The 16,359-nt window shown below is 35.9% G+C and carries 16 protein-coding genes and 1 riboswitch; of the genes, 6 read left to right on the plus strand and 10 right to left on the minus strand.

The window, feature by feature from the left end:
• The first annotated feature begins 98 nt into the window (after positions 1–98).
• Together aroC and ACPF7B_RS03745 are read left to right on the plus strand one after the other, a co-directional pair.
• Positions 99–1,166: a chorismate synthase gene (gene aroC, locus ACPF7B_RS03740; RefSeq protein ID WP_490506297.1), complete on the plus strand. Its 1,068-nt coding sequence runs from the start codon at positions 99–101 to the stop codon at positions 1,164–1,166.
• Between the two features lie 218 nt (positions 1,167–1,384).
• Positions 1,385–3,058: a coiled-coil domain-containing protein gene (locus ACPF7B_RS03745; RefSeq protein WP_490506298.1), complete on the plus strand. Its 1,674-nt coding sequence runs from the start codon at positions 1,385–1,387 to the stop codon at positions 3,056–3,058.
• A gap of 86 nt (positions 3,059–3,144) precedes the next feature.
• Here ACPF7B_RS03745 and ACPF7B_RS03750 read toward each other — a convergent pair whose 3' ends face one another.
• From ACPF7B_RS03750 to ACPF7B_RS03760, 3 genes are all read right to left on the minus strand, one after another.
• On the minus strand, positions 3,145–4,680 hold the full coding sequence (locus ACPF7B_RS03750) for a B12-binding domain-containing radical SAM protein (RefSeq protein ID WP_490506299.1): 1,536 nt from the start codon (positions 4,678–4,680) through the stop codon (positions 3,145–3,147).
• Between the two features lie 22 nt (positions 4,681–4,702).
• Positions 4,703–5,278 (minus strand): xanthine phosphoribosyltransferase, encoded by a 576-nt coding sequence (gene xpt / locus ACPF7B_RS03755; protein WP_490506300.1) that lies wholly within the window; start codon positions 5,276–5,278, stop codon positions 4,703–4,705.
• 227 nt (positions 5,279–5,505) lie between these two features.
• Complete coding sequence (locus ACPF7B_RS03760) at positions 5,506–6,099, minus strand: 2OG-Fe(II) oxygenase (protein ID WP_490506492.1); 594 nt, start codon at positions 6,097–6,099, stop codon at positions 5,506–5,508.
• A 219-nt stretch (positions 6,100–6,318) separates the two neighbouring features.
• Between ACPF7B_RS03760 and ACPF7B_RS03765 the strand changes: the two genes are divergently transcribed.
• The 4 genes from ACPF7B_RS03765 to ACPF7B_RS03780 all read left to right on the plus strand — a co-directional run bounded on the left by ACPF7B_RS03765 (position 6,319) and on the right by ACPF7B_RS03780 (position 10,329).
• Positions 6,319–8,259 carry an FUSC family protein gene (locus ACPF7B_RS03765; RefSeq protein WP_490506301.1) on the plus strand — a complete coding sequence of 647 codons (1,941 nt, stop codon included), beginning with the start codon at positions 6,319–6,321 and terminating at the stop codon, positions 8,257–8,259.
• Between the two features lie 142 nt (positions 8,260–8,401).
• The gene (locus ACPF7B_RS03770) at positions 8,402–8,821 is read left to right on the plus strand and encodes a DUF4875 domain-containing protein (RefSeq protein WP_490506302.1); all 420 of its coding nucleotides are present in this window, start codon (positions 8,402–8,404) and stop codon (positions 8,819–8,821) included.
• A gap of 131 nt (positions 8,822–8,952) precedes the next feature.
• Positions 8,953–8,997, plus strand: a riboswitch (PreQ1 riboswitch).
• 3 nt (positions 8,998–9,000) lie between these two features.
• Positions 9,001–9,672, plus strand: coding sequence for a 7-cyano-7-deazaguanine synthase QueC (gene queC, locus ACPF7B_RS03775; RefSeq protein WP_490506303.1), 672 nt, complete (start codon positions 9,001–9,003; stop codon positions 9,670–9,672).
• Complete coding sequence (locus ACPF7B_RS03780) at positions 9,673–10,329, plus strand: 7-cyano-7-deazaguanine/7-aminomethyl-7-deazaguanine transporter (protein WP_490506304.1); 657 nt, start codon at positions 9,673–9,675, stop codon at positions 10,327–10,329. It begins immediately after the preceding gene.
• Between the two features lie 98 nt (positions 10,330–10,427).
• Here ACPF7B_RS03780 and cfa read toward each other — a convergent pair whose 3' ends face one another.
• From cfa to rpmH, 7 genes are all read right to left on the minus strand, one after another.
• The gene (gene cfa, locus ACPF7B_RS03785; protein WP_490506305.1) at positions 10,428–11,573 is read right to left on the minus strand and encodes a cyclopropane fatty acyl phospholipid synthase; all 1,146 of its coding nucleotides are present in this window, start codon (positions 11,571–11,573) and stop codon (positions 10,428–10,430) included.
• Positions 11,574–11,927: 354 nt separating this feature from the next.
• Positions 11,928–12,146 (minus strand): DUF3820 family protein, encoded by a 219-nt coding sequence (locus ACPF7B_RS03790; RefSeq protein ID WP_490506306.1) that lies wholly within the window; start codon positions 12,144–12,146, stop codon positions 11,928–11,930.
• Between the two features lie 40 nt (positions 12,147–12,186).
• Complete coding sequence (gene mnmE / locus ACPF7B_RS03795; RefSeq protein WP_490506307.1) at positions 12,187–13,515, minus strand: tRNA uridine-5-carboxymethylaminomethyl(34) synthesis GTPase MnmE; 1,329 nt, start codon at positions 13,513–13,515, stop codon at positions 12,187–12,189.
• Between the two features lie 74 nt (positions 13,516–13,589).
• Positions 13,590–15,329: a membrane protein insertase YidC gene (gene yidC / locus ACPF7B_RS03800; RefSeq protein ID WP_490506308.1), complete on the minus strand. Its 1,740-nt coding sequence runs from the start codon at positions 15,327–15,329 to the stop codon at positions 13,590–13,592.
• A gap of 44 nt (positions 15,330–15,373) precedes the next feature.
• Entirely contained in the window at positions 15,374–15,583 is a 210-nt protein-coding gene (gene yidD / locus ACPF7B_RS03805; protein WP_490506309.1) for a membrane protein insertion efficiency factor YidD, read from the minus strand.
• Positions 15,568–15,954 (minus strand): ribonuclease P protein component, encoded by a 387-nt coding sequence (gene rnpA, locus ACPF7B_RS03810; protein ID WP_490506310.1) that lies wholly within the window; start codon positions 15,952–15,954, stop codon positions 15,568–15,570. The genes yidD and rnpA overlap by 16 nt, the downstream gene beginning before the upstream one ends.
• An 89-nt stretch (positions 15,955–16,043) precedes the next feature.
• Positions 16,044–16,178 carry a 50S ribosomal protein L34 gene (gene rpmH, locus ACPF7B_RS03815; protein ID WP_026878661.1) on the minus strand — a complete coding sequence of 45 codons (135 nt, stop codon included), beginning with the start codon at positions 16,176–16,178 and terminating at the stop codon, positions 16,044–16,046.
• Between the last annotated feature and the right edge of the window lie 181 nt (positions 16,179–16,359).

Raw genomic sequence — 16,359 nt, forward strand, 5'->3', positions numbered from 1 at the left:
TATGCTTTCTATTGATTTAATCAAACGATTATCGCTTCATAAAAAATAGATACCATAATAGATCCAATTACTTATAAAAAATATGAGGAATACCAAGTATGTCGGGGAATAGCATCGGAACATTATTCACAGTTTCAACCGCTGGCGAAAGTCATGGCAAAGCTTTAGTTGCAATCGTTGATGGATGCCCAGCAGGAATTGAGATTGATGAATCCATGTTACAAATCGATTTAGATCGCCGTAAACCTGGGCAATCTCGTCATACAACTCAACGCCGAGAAGCCGATAAAGTGACGATTCTTTCAGGAGTTTTTGAAGGAAAAACAACCGGTACATCAATTGCACTCATCATTGAAAATGAAGATCAACGCTCAAAGGACTATCATGATATTAAAGATCTGTTCCGTCCTGGACATGCCGATTTCACCTATTTTCAAAAATATGGTTTTCGTGATTATCGTGGTGGTGGGCGCTCTAGCGCACGCGAAACTGCTATTCGTGTTGCAGCAGGCGCTATTGCCAAAGCGGCTTTGAAAAAACTCTTTAATACTGAAATCTATGGTTACCTATCGCAGCTAGGTCCATTAAAACCCTCCTCATTTAACCAAGATGCAATTGAACATGAAAATAACCCATTTTTTTGGCCAAACCTTGAAGATATAACAGAACTTGAGCAATACATGGATGAACTTCGTAAGTCTGGTAATTCAGTAGGCGCTAAAGTAACTGTTATTGCAAAAAATCCACCGGTAGGTTTAGGTGAACCTGTATTTGATCGTTTAGATGCAGAGATTGCACATTCCTTAATGAGTATCAATGCTGTTAAAGGAATTGAAATAGGTGATGGTTTTGATGCCGTTGAGGCACTAGGAACTGAATTCCGCGATGAAATGACAAAAGATGGATTTCTCTCTAATCATGCCGGCGGTATTTTAGGTGGTATCTCTTCTGGTCAGCCAATTATTGCACATATTGCACTTAAACCTACCTCCAGTCTACGTATTGAAGGAAAAACTGTTGATATATATGGGAACGAAGCAACCGTCATCACCAAAGGCCGTCATGACCCTTGTGTCGGTATTCGAGCAACACCGATTGCCGAAGCGATGCTCGCAATTACTCTACTAGATCATGCCCTTCGCCAACGTGGACAAAATGGTTACTAAATTAAGTTATAACCCTATTGCAAAGAGGAGTAATCTCCTCTTTTTTTATGTAAGAGTATAAATCAATGAGAATATTTTCTTGATAAAATCTCAATCACTCTAAATTCAAGCCCCATTCTTAAGTAAATGGTAAAATATTACCTAGTATTTTCCACTATTTAACGTTTCTGACCAAACTCTATAACACGAATTTTCACTATAACGAATAAGGAAACTTCATGGTATTACAACGCGCATTTATTAAAATACTCTGCTTAATCCTCTTTGCTTCGACATTTTCCTTCTCCTCTATTATATTTGCTGAAGATCTTGCAGAAGGTGAACGTATTGAAAAAATCAATGATATTGAGGTAAAAATTGCAGAGATCAATACACGCAAAAAAAGTCTCCAAAAACAGTTAGATGACAAATCATTGTCAGAAGAAGAAATAGCCGACCTTAATCAACGTATTCAAACACTTACCAATCAGACAAAAGAATTTAATCTTCTTTTTGAACAAACAGTACTTGGCGGTATTGACCTAACCCTCTTCCAAGAACCTAAAGAAGAGGAGACTTCAACAAATGCTAATTACAATTGGCAACAAGAAGTCTTACAGATTCTTCAACCATTTTTTGCCCAAATGCAACGAATGACAGAGAAAGCACGCACTCGCGATCAACTAATCGAAGATCGCCGCGAACTGACGAAAAAAATTGATACTGCAAATATTGGACTTACTACACTACAAAGCATCGATAAGACACAACTATCAGAACAGGCAGTTAAACAGATTACAAAACTTGATGATGAATGGATCGATAAACTCAAATCACTTGAACACCAAAAAAGTATTGTTGATCTCAAACTCGAAGATTTAACAGACAATCGGAGTTTCTTCACCAAATTTACTGATAATCTTTGGAGTTTCATCAAAAATGAAGGACTCGCTATTGTTGCTGCTGTTGTTTTTGCATCACTCTTTTATTATATTTTCAGCCGCATTATTCTACTTCTCACTCATTATATTCAACAAGATAAAAAACGCGTTACTAACTTCAAATGGCGTTTTACACTTTTAGTATGCCAAGCGGTAAATATCGCATTTACATTGGCGATCTTTATGGTTATTCTTCATACAAGTGGGAATATCATGCTTTTTGGTATTGTCGGCTTAATTCTTTTAATGTTAGCGATTAGCTTTAGAGCAAAAATCCCCGCTTATTTAAACCGATTACGTGTATTTCTTAACCTGGGACAAGCACGTGAAGGGGAACGAATTATCTACAATGATATCCCATGGGAGATCTCAAAAATCAATCTCAATACTGTATTTCTCACTAACCCACTTCTTGATAATGGTGAATTACGTGTCACGATTGATCTCATCGATAAACTCTACTCCCGTGAGACTAAAACGGATGAACTGTGGTTCCCAAGCCGTAAAGGCGACATCCTTCTCCTTCCAGACAAACGGATTGTTAAAGTCATGCGCCAAACACCAGAATCAATTTATCTCAATCATGACGGATCAACAATTGTAATGGGAACAGCTGAGTTTTATAAATTAAAATTTAGTAATTTATCTCGTGGTTATAGTCTTACACTCAACTTCACAATTGAAGATACCGAAGAAAATCGTGTACTTTTTGAAGCAGTTGATGCGAATATCACCGAAGGAATTAAAGATGAGATGCATGCTGCTGATGAATCACTGCTTGCTTCTATTAAAACAATCTCCTTATCCACTCGCCAATTAATTAGTGCCAACGCAACAAGCTACCAAGTCATTGTTGAAATGGCATCAAATTCAGCCACTAAGTATCTTATTGCAAAAAGTGCCTTAAATCGTGCAGTTATCAATGAAGCACGGAGTAAAAATTGGTCTATATTACTCACTGAAAATATTTAAAAAACAGTCCCCAAAAGAGGATTGGATCTATATTATCTATAAATCCAATCCTTTCAATTTTTTGAGCCCAACAATGGGAAAATCACCTAACCCCTGTGCTGCCGCTGTCGCTGTGGCAATGCGATATTTTCGCTCATTTTATTAGTAAATAATCGCTCATCTGGTCGTTCGCCTAAATATTTAGGCCAACCTTTAATACCTGTCCGTAAGAAATCTTCCCTCATTGCTTCACGAACAACCGTTTCATTCAGTAATAATTCCCCTACAAGAAAATCAAAAATACCTCTAAATAGCCTATCAAGCGCAATCCCATAAGCTCGACCAAAAAGCATCGAAAGATTTACTGAAAGAGCCCTAAAATTTTCAAATGGCTGATTTCCCAAAATAATTGGTAATGTATGTTTAAAGCGCCCTGAGTTAGCAACGCTATCCCAAAATTTTGCAAAACGTTCCATCTCCATCACTTGAGCAAATGGTAAATCACGATTTTGCAAAACCGAATATGGTGGTACTTGACTAAAGCTAAATTGATATTCATTCGTATGGCGAATAATCGGTACACCCTTCAAGCGCTTTAAAATCCCTACTTGTATTTCTTGGGGTTTCCACGACCATAATTCATTAAATCCTTGAGCAAAGCTCTCTAAATCCTCATTAGGTAAACCAACTATAAGATCAACATGGAGATGAACATCCGTATGTTCCGACAACCAAGAGATATTCTCTTTAGCAATTGGCAAGTTTGTTCGGCGGGAGATCAACTGTTGAGTCGTTGTATTAAGGGTTTGTATCCCAATTTCAAATTGTAATGAACCATCTGGAAATTCCAAAATCTTCGTCTTGAGTTCATCTGAAAGATAATCAGGCACCAATTCAAAATGTAAAAAAAGTGGTTCATCTGGATTTTTCTCAATTTTATCAAGGAAAAAATCCAAAATAGCTAATGTGAAATCTTTCTTGAGATTAAATGTACGATCAACAAATTTAAACTGTCGCAATCCCCGTTGGTAAAGATCATCCATTGCTTCTAAAAATGGCTCAAGTGGAAATCGCCAGGCAGTTCGATCAAGACTTGAAAGACAAAATTCGCACTTAAATGGACATCCGCGAGAAGCTTCAATATAAACCGTTCGATGCGCAATATCCTCATCATTATAAAGATAATATGGTAGCTTAATCTCTTCTAATGGCGGTTCAATACCCTTGATAACTTTTGTTTGCCAAGGCTGATTATCAATCAAAAGTGATTTTACGAGTTGATAAAAACTAATATCCCCCCAACCAGTAATCAAATAATCGACTAAAGGGAAAATCTCGATTGTTTCATATTCATAAGAGACTTCTGGCCCTCCTATTGAAATAATTAACTCTGGCATTAAAGCACGAAGATCCTTAATCAGATCACTTGTCTCTGTAAAATTCCAAATATAGATACCAAAACAGACAACTTTTGGCTGCCGTTTGTAAATCTCCTCGAGCATTGCTTCTCGGTTCTGCTGAATCGTAAACTCAAGAATTTCCGCGCGATTTTCAAGCTCATGCAAATTTGCTTTTAGATATCGCAAACCTAAGGATGCATGCGCATAGCGAGCATTCAACGTTACAAGTAAAATATCTTTCACATCCATCCTATACATTTACGCTCTATTCATCTTCTGCAAATTGAACCTTTCCATCTTTTAGTGAAGATACACGTGCTAAGGATTGAATATTGATTCCCGCCTCTAAAAGACGATCGCGTCCCTCTTGGAAGCTTTTTTCAATAATAAAACCCATTCCGTAAAGTGTTGCACCCGCTTGATCAATAAGTGATTTCACACCAAGCGCGGCATTACCGTTTGCCAAAAAGTCATCAATAAATAATACATTATCCTCTTTTGAGAGATACTCTTGGCTCACACAGACATCGTAAGTACGATCTTTTGTATAAGAATAAACAGAAGAAAGATACATTTTTTCCATTGTTTTAGGTGTTTTTTTCTTTACAAAAACAACAGGTAATTCAAGAAGATACCCCAACATAATCGCCGGAGCTATACCACTTGCTTCAATCGTAATGATTTTATTGATTGGAAGATTGGCAAATCTTCGAACAAACTCAACCGCAATCGATTTCATAAGAATAGGATCCATTTGATGATTGATAAAACTATCAACTTTTAAAGTACCATCATCAAACGCTAATCCATCTTGAATAATTCTATCGTGAAGTAACTTCATAAAAAACCTTCGATAAACACCTAAGTGCTATCAACAAATTAATAAAAAACGCTTTTTCTTTGACTTAAATAAGACAAATTGCTTATAAAATTTGTGCAACATTGTAGCTCAAATAGAGTTTTTATGCCTGCTTTCTTCTGCATACTTTTCAGGTATCCAATAGAAACCTACCGTTTATTATGCCTTCATGATCAAGCTAAATCCCGTAACTTTACGAAATTCAAACTTTATAATGCTCGTTCAGTTAAATACCAACCTGTCACGCTCTCTCTTGTCGTATGGGCGGGTAACACCTCGTGGGGAAAATCTTCCGCCACAAAAAAGATAATACGACCAGCAAGAGGTTCTAAAGTCAAAAGATGCTCTTGTTTCATATTATAAAGCACAAGTTCACCACCATCGCCTCTTTGCCAATTTTCATTAAGATAGAGCACCGTCGTAATTTTTCGACGGCTCTGTCCTTGAGGATTATCAATATGTTTTTTATAAAATGCACCTTCTAGATACCGACAATAATGCGTTTCAAAATCTTGCAGACCAAGATAAAACTCGCGATTTAATAGCTTGCGGACTTCATCCATTCGCTCAAGATAATAAGCAACTGCTGGACCAAATGCTGGATCTAGCCATATCGTTTGGTCACCACGAATAGTTTTATTACCTTGTAAAGTCGCTTTATATCCAATTTTTGCATCGTTCAACTGATCAGGAATTGCTTCTTTAATCGCTTGGATCTCTTTTCGATCAAAAAAATCATCCCAGATGTAGTAGCCTTTAGTAGAAAGCGAAGATAAAAAATCTTGAGTTTGTTGTATCGACATTGTCATTGTGTTTTATCGTCCAAATTAGATGGAAAAAACGAATTGCAAAAAAACTAAATTCTTTTAGAAAGGCCTTTAAATTGATGATGTTTGAAACCTCCTTCAATATGGAATAAAGCGAGTTATCATAGACTTACATCCTATCTATATCGTATTTTTTTTCTCATCACAAGAAAAAACAAATAATCTCGTATAATGGGGTTGTTAAGGTACTGAATAGTGAGTTTAAAAAAAATGAATTTTGCAAAAATTAGACACATATTTAAGGCCGCTTTAGCCGTCAACAACAGAGCATTCCCATGGGAAAGGGCTATCGGTGCAGCTCTAACAATGTCACTACCAATTTTTTTAGGACTCTGGTTTGATCAACTAAAGTTAGGGCTACTTGCAGGATTAGGAGGCTTCACTTATCTCTACGCTTTCAGACTTCCTTATGCTCATCTTTCTAAAAGGTTACTCTTTGTTGGAACCGGCATCGTTCTTTGTGCATTTCTAGGTTCAATGGCTGCTCCTTATCCTACGGCTGTAATCGTTATACTTGGATTAATTGCGGCAGTAACAATATTTATATTCAATGCATTAAAGTTTATCGGTCCTTCTGCGATCTTTTTTGTTCTAATTTTTGCACTCACAGCAGATATGCCGCAAACAGATTTGATGGGAGCACTACTGCGCGCAAGTCTTGTATCGCTTGGAGCAATACTCTCTTGGTTAATCGCTATGAGTGGTTTTTTAATCAATCCTCATCGACCAGAATTACTGGCAACAAAGCGTTCATTGACACAGTTTATTCGCTTTATTAACGCAATCGGGACTGAACGTTTCCAGCATGAAAAATATCTTACAATGAGTTCTCTAAAAGAGACTATTGATACATTGATGGCTGGTGAACTTCCTTGGTCACCTTCTGAAACGTATCAACGTCTTTTGTATTTTACTCTAGAACTCAATGAACTCTTTCTCTATCTTATTGAAAATTACTCTGATGAAAATTCTCCCACTCAAATAGATTTAGCGCATTTTTTAACAGAAATTGAACAACAAATAAAAAAAAGATTAAAATCAAAAAAATGGCCTAATCCTCCCTCTTTAAATGATTCAAACCTAGAAAATTATACAAAGAACATCATCAAAACACTTCAACAACCCGTTGCTGAGTTCCCCAAAATCACCTTAGAACGAAAAGAATCCATTAAAGATCTTTTAATTAATGCTTTTGACCGTAATTCCCTCGTCTTTTTAACAGCAATTCGCTTTGGCGTCATTAGTGCATTCGCTACTTTTATCGCCCATAGTTTTGATTTCACTCGTTCTTATTGGATTCCCCTTTCTTGCGTCGCTGTTATGTCTGGTGCATCAATGATTGCAACATTTCATCGAGCATTACAACGCTCTCTCGGCACAATTTTGGGAATACTCATTGCGAGCTGTATTCTCTATTTCTCTCCTTCCGATTACATCATTGCTCTATTTATTCTTATTTTCACAGCACTTACAGAATTATTCATTGTTAAAAACTACGGATTAGCAGTAATTTTTATCACACCGAATGCACTACTCTTAGCAGAAACAATTACTGGCGGGGAGTTCTCATTTTTCCACTTTTCAAGCGCCCGCATGATTGATGTGTTTATTGGAAGCGCTATTGGTCTAATCGGAGTAATACTGATGGGCAAACGAACTGCATCTGTGAGAATTCCTCGCATTATAATGCGCACACTTCGTAATCAGTCACAGATGCTTTTATTACTATTTTCAACCCCAAAACCATCAACAGACATACAAATAAAATCTCGCATCATTAAAATGCGTACCAATATTAGTAATCTTACAGCACTATATAATGCAGCTATCGGAGAAATTCCTCAAAAAAGAGCACTTATCGAATATTATTGGCCTATCATCTATTCAATGGAAAAACTTGCCTTTCTCTTAGAACATGCAACAGAGGTGAAACCTAGACCCATATTAAATGATCAATCGCTTGCATCACTACTCTTTATTTTTGAAACACTTGCAAATTCTGCAAGATATTTTGACAAAGAAGAAATTAAAGCCGTAGCGGAAATTCCGGGATTTTCAACGATTACCAATGAGATCGAAACGCTTCAAAAAGCCTTTATTGTTACACCTGATGAGATAAAAAATTCTAAAACATAAATATAAAAACGCTTTCTCAAAATAGACAATACACCAATTATATTCACTTTTAAAAACAAATTAAGACAAAAATTTTTAATGAATTGATTAAAATAGTAAGTGAATAAATCCTATCTATTATTTTGTTAAACAGGAACATAAAATGAAAAAAGTAATTGCCGCAATTATGTTACTCACCACAAGCACCATCGCAATGGCAGCAGACGTTACAATAATCAAAACAGAAGATATTGAGAATGGTACAAAAAAAGCGATCAATGTAGAAATATATGCGCCAGATGCTAAAACTAAAACAGATCGCGAAGAAGTGATGAAAGAAGTTGCACATACATTTGAAACTAAAGGTTATGAATTTATCAATGTTATTTTAAGACCAACGGATAATTCAGAACACTCCAATCGGTTTGGATCTTTTGGTGTTGTGCAATATTCAGTGGATGGCTGTGATATAAATGGTCAACAATGTGATGAAAACGGATGGAATATAAAAGTCACCGACTATCAATTAACAGATAAAGATCTTAAAAATATTAATGATGCAATTAATGATATAAAATATTAACATAATTTTATATCATAAATAGCACAGCTTAAATCCCATTAATATTCTATATTTAATGGGATTTTTTATAATCTACTTTCGTAAATATCCATAATTAAGATAGAAGCTATCTTTCATTTACGCTACAATGCCGCTCCGTGGTTCGAAACCCTCCCACGCAAAAAAACTAAGGACACAATATGACTAAAAAAGCACTTGTCATCTTTTCAGGTGGACAAGACTCAACGATTTACTTACTGCAAGCAATCAAAATGTATGGTCAAGAAAATGTTGAAACTATTACTTTTCAATATGGACAAAGACATAATATTGAGCTCGATAAAGCTCGCAAAATTGTGCAACTGCTTCAAGTAAGACAGACAATACTTGATACCTCTGTTATTAACAATATCACCCATAGCGCTCTTACTGATTCAGATACTAAATTCGTTCAAAAAGATGGTGAAAACTACCCAAACAGCTGTGTAGAAGGCAGAAATGCTCTCTTTCTATTGCTTGCCGGTATTCATGCTAAAACACACAATATTAGCACGCTTATAATAGGTCTTAGTGAAGCTGATTCTAGCGGCTATCCTATCTGTCGAGATATTTTTATTAAATCAATAAATGTAACACTGAATCTTGCTATGAATTATACATTTAATAGCTCAACACCTTTGATGTATCTCTCTAAAGCTAAAACATGGGCACTTGCAGATCAATTAAGGAAATTAGAATTTATCGAAAAGTATACCCAGACTTGCTACGAAGGTATTGATTGTAGCTGTGGTGTTTGTCCTAGTTGCCAACTTCAAAATCGAGGAATAGCAACCTATTTAGCAAATCAATCGAATAAAGATGGAGAGCTATAAATGTACCAATTTACGCAAGAACAACGCCAAAGAGCACTTTATCAGCTCTCCTTTTTCCATATTTTAATAATTGCTTCAAGCAATTATTTAGTACAAATCCCCTTCACTATTTGGGGATTCCATACAACTTGGGGAGCATTTACCTTTCCATTTATCTTCCTCACTACTGATTTAACAATTCGCATTTTTGGTTCTTCCCTTGCTCGCAAAATTATTTTTATAGTGATGATTCCTGCACTTATTCTCTCTTACGTCATATCGGTCGTTTTTTTCAAAGGAGAATGGCTAGGACTCGAAGAACTTTCCTCGTTTAATCTATTTGTCGCACGTATTGCATTAGCAAGCTTTGCTGGCTATCTTGTGGGACAATTGATGGATATCACTGTTTTTAGCTATCTTCGAAAATATCATCGTTGGTGGGTCGCACCAAGTGCTGCGGCAATTGTTGGAAATCTGATTGATACGATTGTTTTCTTTTTTATCGCATTTTTCCAAAGTGATGATGATTTTATGGCACAAAATTGGCTTGAAATTGCATTTGTGGATTACTTCTTTAAATTGCTTATCTGTGCAATTTTCTTCCTACCACTATATGGCATATTGCTCAATTATATTTTGAAAAAGATGATTTCGTTTCAAAAACAACCAATGAGTTAATCAGGTTTTGAATTATTCTTGAAGCCCATCTTGCATACAAAAGTCCAAAGGTATAATTCTTTGGACTTCTCTTTTATCATGACATAATTGAAAAACGACTACCGCGCAACTTGTATACCACCAGTAACGCCATTAGGACTCCAAAGAATCTGCCATAGCTGAATACTACGGGCTCTGAAAGCACCGGCACATGCATTCAAATAATAGGTAAACATCCGTTTAAAACGTGGAGTATAGTTGCTTTCAAGCTTTGGCCATGCCTCTAAAAATCGATTATTCCAAGCCATCAATGTTCGATCATAATCAGCGCCAAAATTATGCCAATCCTCCATAACAAATTTTCCCTGACTCGCATTCGCAATTTTTTGAATTGAAGGTAGTTCACCATTTGGAAAAATATATTTTTCAATCCATGGATCAACATTATATTGATTATTACTCGAACCAATTGTGTGAAGCAAAAACAGGCCATCTTCTTTAATATTACGTCTTACAACGTCAAAATACTCCGAATAATTTTTAGGACCAACATGCTCAAACATTCCCACTGAAACGATACGATCGAACTGGTCATTAAGATCCCGATAATCTTCTAGAATGATATTGACATCTAGGTCTTTACATCGATTTTGTGCCCATTTTTGCTGTTCTTTTGAGATTGTGACACCCGTTACGGATACACCATAGTTTTTTGCGGCATAAGCAGACAACCCACCCCAACCACAACCAATGTCGAGCAATCTTAAACCAGGCTCAAGTTGCAATTTCCGACAAATAAGGTCTAATTTTGCAATCTGCGCATTTTCTAAATTTTTAGCATTAGCCCAATAACCACAAGAATATTGCATATAAGGATCTAACATTTCTGTAAAAAGATCATTCCCCAAATCATAATGCTCCTTACCAACAATCCATGCACGTTCTTTGCTCTGTAAATTTCGTAACCGTGCAAAAACAATCTTTAGAGTATCTTTAAAACTATGTGGTAATTTTTCATCAAGCTTTGCAAAAAGTACTTTAGTAAAAAAAAGATCTAAGGCTTCGCAATCCCACCAACCATCCATATAACTTTCACCTAATCCAATCGAGCCATCTTTTAAAACTCGTTGATAAAAATCATCATTATGAATTTGAATATCATATGGTTTATCACCATTGATCGTTATATCTGCCTGATCTAATAAATCTTGTGCTATCCTTTTCCAGTCAGCTGTCTTCTCAGATTTTTGATTAGTACTACTCATTTCTACTCCCCAATAATAAAATTGTTTACAAGATAGATCGGCATGATGATCTACTAAGGATTTAAAAATAGTCCGTCATTTCCTTAACCAACATTGAGAAACTTCAGATCGCTTTCAGTAATTTTTGCCTCACTAACTTACTAATCATTAAAAATTAAATTTCTTTAAAGTCTATATTTTACTACTATTTTCAATACTATTCACAATAACATCAATCAAATGATAATTTTAAAAAAATTATTATGATAAAAATAAATAAACATTAATAAAAAATTAATGATATTTATTTTCCAACACCTTCTAACTAAATAAACTATTTAATTATATTCTTAAAATAGCGACTCATACTGATTTTTACTTGCGCAGAGGCTTTACCAAATGATCGAGTCCATCAACCTTTAACATTAAAGTCAACTCCATCAATTTCCCTAATTCACCCGCTGGAAATCCTTTATCTGCGCGATTAAACCAGAGAAGATATTCTTCAGGAAGATCTATTAATAACGTGCCTTTATACTTACCAAAAGGCATACGGATCTGCACTAATTTCACCAAATTTTCTTTCGTTAACATCAATTGATCGATCCTATTCTTCTTAATTGAAAGATAATTATTACTTGCCTACACAAAAATTGGAGAAAATTTCTCCTAACAGCGCATCTGTTGTAAATTCACCCGTAATTTCACCTAATGCAATTTGTGCTAAACGTAATTCTTCAGCAACTAATTCAATCGCTACACCTTCCTCAATGATTGTAAGGGCAACAGAAAAGTGCTTCAAGACCTCCCGAAGTGATTGTAAATGACGTTCACGAGCACTAAACATGCCTTCTTGCCCTTCGTAATTAACAACTTCTAGAATCGTTGTTTTAAGAATATCAATTCCCTGCTCTTCTTTTGCACTAATAGCAATATAATCTTCATAATTACCTGAAGGTTGCCCGGAAATATCAATTTTGTTATGAATGCGAATAATCGGTATATTTAAAGCGAGTATATCTTTATCAATACCTTCAAAAGCTTGTGAATCATCGTGCATCCACAATACCAAATCGGCCCCTTCAATCGCTTTTTTTGCACGTTTGATTCCTTCAGCTTCGATAGCATCTTCAGTATCTCTTAATCCAGCTGTATCTATAATATTAAGAGGAACTCCTTCAATAATAATTTGCTCTTTTAGAATATCGCGTGTAGTACCCTCGATCTCAGTCACAATTGCTGTTTCTTCACCTGAAAGAGCATTTAAAAGACTCGATTTTCCGGCATTTGGCTTTCCAGCGATAACAACTTTTAATCCATCTGTTAAAACTTTTCCATTACCTGCATTTTTAAGCAAAGTACTCACTTGTGAATAGAGTGTCTTTAGACCCGTGACAACATTGCCATCAGAAATGAAATCAATATCCTCTTCACTAAAATCGATAGATGCTTCGATATAGACCCGTAAATTTACCAAAGTCGTTAAAAGTTCATTTACTCGTTTAGAAAATTGTCCCGTTAAAGAGTTAATAGCAGCTTTTGCTTGTGCTTCACTTTGGCTAATAATAAGATCATGAATCGCTTCTGCTTGTACTAAATCGAGTTTGCCATTAATAAATGCACGTTCTGAAAACTCCCCTCGACGTGCCATTTTTGCACCTAACTCCAAAACGCGATTCAAAACTCTTGTTAAGACAACAATCCCGCCATGCCCCTGAAGCTCAACCACATCCTCGCCTGTAAATGAATTAGGACCTTTATAAAAAATAACAATACCTTCATCCAAGGTTTCATGATTACTCGAAATAAATGATGAAAAATAAACTTTACGTGGTTCGATAATTGTAAGCTTTGTCATTGCTTTTGCAATAGATAACGCTTTCGAACCTGAAATACGAATAATCCCTATGCCACCAATGGCTGTACTAGTTGCTATTGCTGCTATTGTTTGATCTTTTAACATATAAACCTCTAGATAAAAAACAATCCCCATAAAGGGGATTGTGATTCATTAATAACTAGTTGATTGATCAATCCCTAGTTTTTACTCTGTCTTTCAACACGTTTCATAATAAAACTCTGTTGTAAGATCGTTAGTAAGTTATTTGTAATCCAATATAAAACGATACCTGCAGCAAACCACATAAACATAAATGTGAAAACAACTGGTAACCATTTCATCACTTTTTGTTGCATCGGGTCTGTTGGGGCTGGGTTCAAACGCTGTTGGAAAAACATCGTAACACCCATAATCACAGGTAAGACAAAGTATGGATCTCTCAGTGACAGATCGTTAATCCATAAAATCCATGGTGCTTGACGCAACTCAACACTCTCCATTAACATCCAAAATAGTGCAATAAATACAGGTATCTGAATAATAACCGGCCAACAACCACCAAGCGGATTAATCTTCTCTTTACGATAAAGTTTCATCATCTCTTCAGATTGTTTCTGACGGTTATCTGCATACTCTTCACGTATTAACGCTAGCTTCGGTGCGACATTGCGCATTTTCGCCATTGAAGTGTAACCCTTGTTTGCGAAGTAAAAGAGTGCCAATTTAACTGTTAAAGTTAAAAGAATAATCGACCAACCCCAGTTTCCTACAAATGAGTGGAAGAATTTAAGCACCCAAAGCATCAATTCTGAAATTGGACTAAACCAACCGTAATCAAGCGTCAAATCTAAATACTCGGCCGTCTCTTCAAGCTGTTCTTTTAATTTTGGGCCAATAAAATAACGACTTTCAAAAAGATGTGATTCACCAGGTTTCACCGAAATTGGTTCCTGATCCATCATACGAATCACGTAAGTATTTTGAGAAATATCTTTAAAATTTCCAAATTGTAATGTTTGAACGACGTTATGAGTCTGTTTTGTCGCATCTTTATCTTTACCAGGAATTGAAGCTGTTACAAAATACTGCTCAATCATTGCTACCCAACCACCTTCACCACGGAATTCTTTGGGAACATGATTAACAACTTCTTGCCCTGCTGAGTTAAAACCACGCTCCGTAAAGGTCATTTTGTCATATGCTAATTTTTCATATTTATAATCATTGTTAGGCAATGAGAAAACGCTTCCATCAAAACTTGATGCTCCAATAGCACTTCCTTTTGGAAGATGAGGTTTTTTCGTTGCAATCTCACGATATTCACCACCAACCCATACGCTATCTGAATTGTTTTGAAGATTTTGACTAAATCCTACAGTATAAAGACCCCGTTTAAATTCATATGTCTTAATAACCGTTAAACCAGACGTCGAGTCAACATATGTCAAAGGAACAATCAACGTATCTGCATCATCGGCCATTTTGTACTGATTGCTACTCGATGTGAAGACTGCATTTGTATGATTTGGCGTGCCCTCATGTGTTTGGCTTGACAAACCTGTTCGTGCTACTTGATAACGACGTGTAGTATTATCCATCACTTTAAAAGGTTTATCTTGCTCTTCCAGACTTTCAGGATATTTTAATAAACCTGCTTCGATAATATCCCCGCCTTTACGTGCAATTTTAATTTCATACACATCTGTAAGCACAGTGATGTAATCATCAATATCGGTAACGGCTTGACCATCTTGAATTGTGCCACCTATTGTTGGGACTGCCCCTGCACTACTATTTTCTGATGAACCATTCTCCATTACCTGCTCAATAGCTGTTTCTGGTTTTGGATTTTTGTAATCGACCCATTTTGTATAAAGAAAATAGACGATGACAGCTAAGATCAATACAAGAAAAAGACGCTGCTGATTATTCTGCATAAATTGTTTCTTTAATAAAAGTTAATACACATAGAGAAAAACCCCTAAGGAACAGGATCTTCCCCTCCTTTACATAATGGCTGACAACGTACAAGACGTTTAATTGTCAACCAACTACCCTTTATCGCGCCGTAACGCGTAATAGCTTCCATTGCATAAGTAGAACATGTCGGTTCAAAACGACACTGATTACCTACTAATGGGCTTAAAAAAAGTTTATAGCCTTTAATAAGCCAAATTAAGATTGTGCGCATAATGTAATAATTTTTTCCCAATGTCGAGCTAATGAACTCGCAAGTGCTTTTTTATCAGACACCCGAGTTGTTCCTCGACTCATTACCACAATATCAAGGCCTTTTAAGGCACTTTGATTTAAACGAAAAGACTCGCGAATAATACGCTTTATCAAATTTCGATCAACGGCTCGTTTAAAATTCTTCTTAGAAACAGCCAATCCTAAACGTGCTGTTTTTAATTCTACTGCAGTATGATCATTCGATACTAACCGTTTCCGTACTAAAATCAAAAAATCACGATCTTTAAAGACCGAATTTTTATCAAATACATCTCGATACTGTAATGCTGTAAGTAACCGCTGATCTCTTTGGAAACGAAATTGATTCATTATGATCATTCTCTGACACATCAATAAAACAAAAGGCGCCTATTATGCAAATAACAAGGCGCCTCGAATCTTAAAATAGACTCTTTATTTTATGCTGATAAACGCGCACGTCCACGAGCACGGCGACGGTTGATTACTTTACGACCGTTTTTTGTTGCCATACGTGCACGGAATCCATGATTACGTTTTCTTTTAATTAAACTTGGTTGAAAGGTACGTTTCATCCCTAATTCCTTTATTGATATAAGTGATAACACTTGTTTAACTCTTTGATTTAAACAAGTATCAAATTCATACTAAGACAACGGATTATTCTAGCTTTTTCCGCTCTAATGTCAAGAATAATTGCCGATTCAACCTCGAATTATTTGCGTATAATTTAAACGAGAATCGGTAATTAAAACT

The organism is Ignatzschineria sp. 22MB058224, from assembly GCF_058188435.1.

What these genes read in the sequence shown, in the direction of transcription:
- ACPF7B_RS03760 (WP_490506492.1), bottom strand. Translation starts at nt 6,099, where the DNA reads ATGTCGATACAACAAACTCAAGATTTTTTATCTTCGCTTTCTACTAAA.
- queC (WP_490506303.1), top strand. Translation starts at nt 9,001, where the DNA reads ATGACTAAAAAAGCACTTGTCATCTTTTCAGGTGGACAAGACTCAACG.
- rnpA (WP_490506310.1), bottom strand. Translation starts at nt 15,954, where the DNA reads ATGAATCAATTTCGTTTCCAAAGAGATCAGCGGTTACTTACAGCATTA.
- aroC (WP_490506297.1), top strand. Translation starts at nt 99, where the DNA reads ATGTCGGGGAATAGCATCGGAACATTATTCACAGTTTCAACCGCTGGC.
- ACPF7B_RS03790 (WP_490506306.1), bottom strand. Translation starts at nt 12,146, where the DNA reads ATGTTAACGAAAGAAAATTTGGTGAAATTAGTGCAGATCCGTATGCCT.
- xpt (WP_490506300.1), bottom strand. Translation starts at nt 5,278, where the DNA reads ATGAAGTTACTTCACGATAGAATTATTCAAGATGGATTAGCGTTTGAT.
- rpmH (WP_026878661.1), bottom strand. Translation starts at nt 16,178, where the DNA reads ATGAAACGTACCTTTCAACCAAGTTTAATTAAAAGAAAACGTAATCAT.
- ACPF7B_RS03745 (WP_490506298.1), top strand. Translation starts at nt 1,385, where the DNA reads ATGGTATTACAACGCGCATTTATTAAAATACTCTGCTTAATCCTCTTT.
- ACPF7B_RS03780 (WP_490506304.1), top strand. Translation starts at nt 9,673, where the DNA reads ATGTACCAATTTACGCAAGAACAACGCCAAAGAGCACTTTATCAGCTC.
- cfa (WP_490506305.1), bottom strand. Translation starts at nt 11,573, where the DNA reads ATGAGTAGTACTAATCAAAAATCTGAGAAGACAGCTGACTGGAAAAGG.
- yidC (WP_490506308.1), bottom strand. Translation starts at nt 15,329, where the DNA reads ATGCAGAATAATCAGCAGCGTCTTTTTCTTGTATTGATCTTAGCTGTC.
- mnmE (WP_490506307.1), bottom strand. Translation starts at nt 13,515, where the DNA reads ATGTTAAAAGATCAAACAATAGCAGCAATAGCAACTAGTACAGCCATT.
- yidD (WP_490506309.1), bottom strand. Translation starts at nt 15,583, where the DNA reads ATGCGCACAATCTTAATTTGGCTTATTAAAGGCTATAAACTTTTTTTA.
- ACPF7B_RS03770 (WP_490506302.1), top strand. Translation starts at nt 8,402, where the DNA reads ATGAAAAAAGTAATTGCCGCAATTATGTTACTCACCACAAGCACCATC.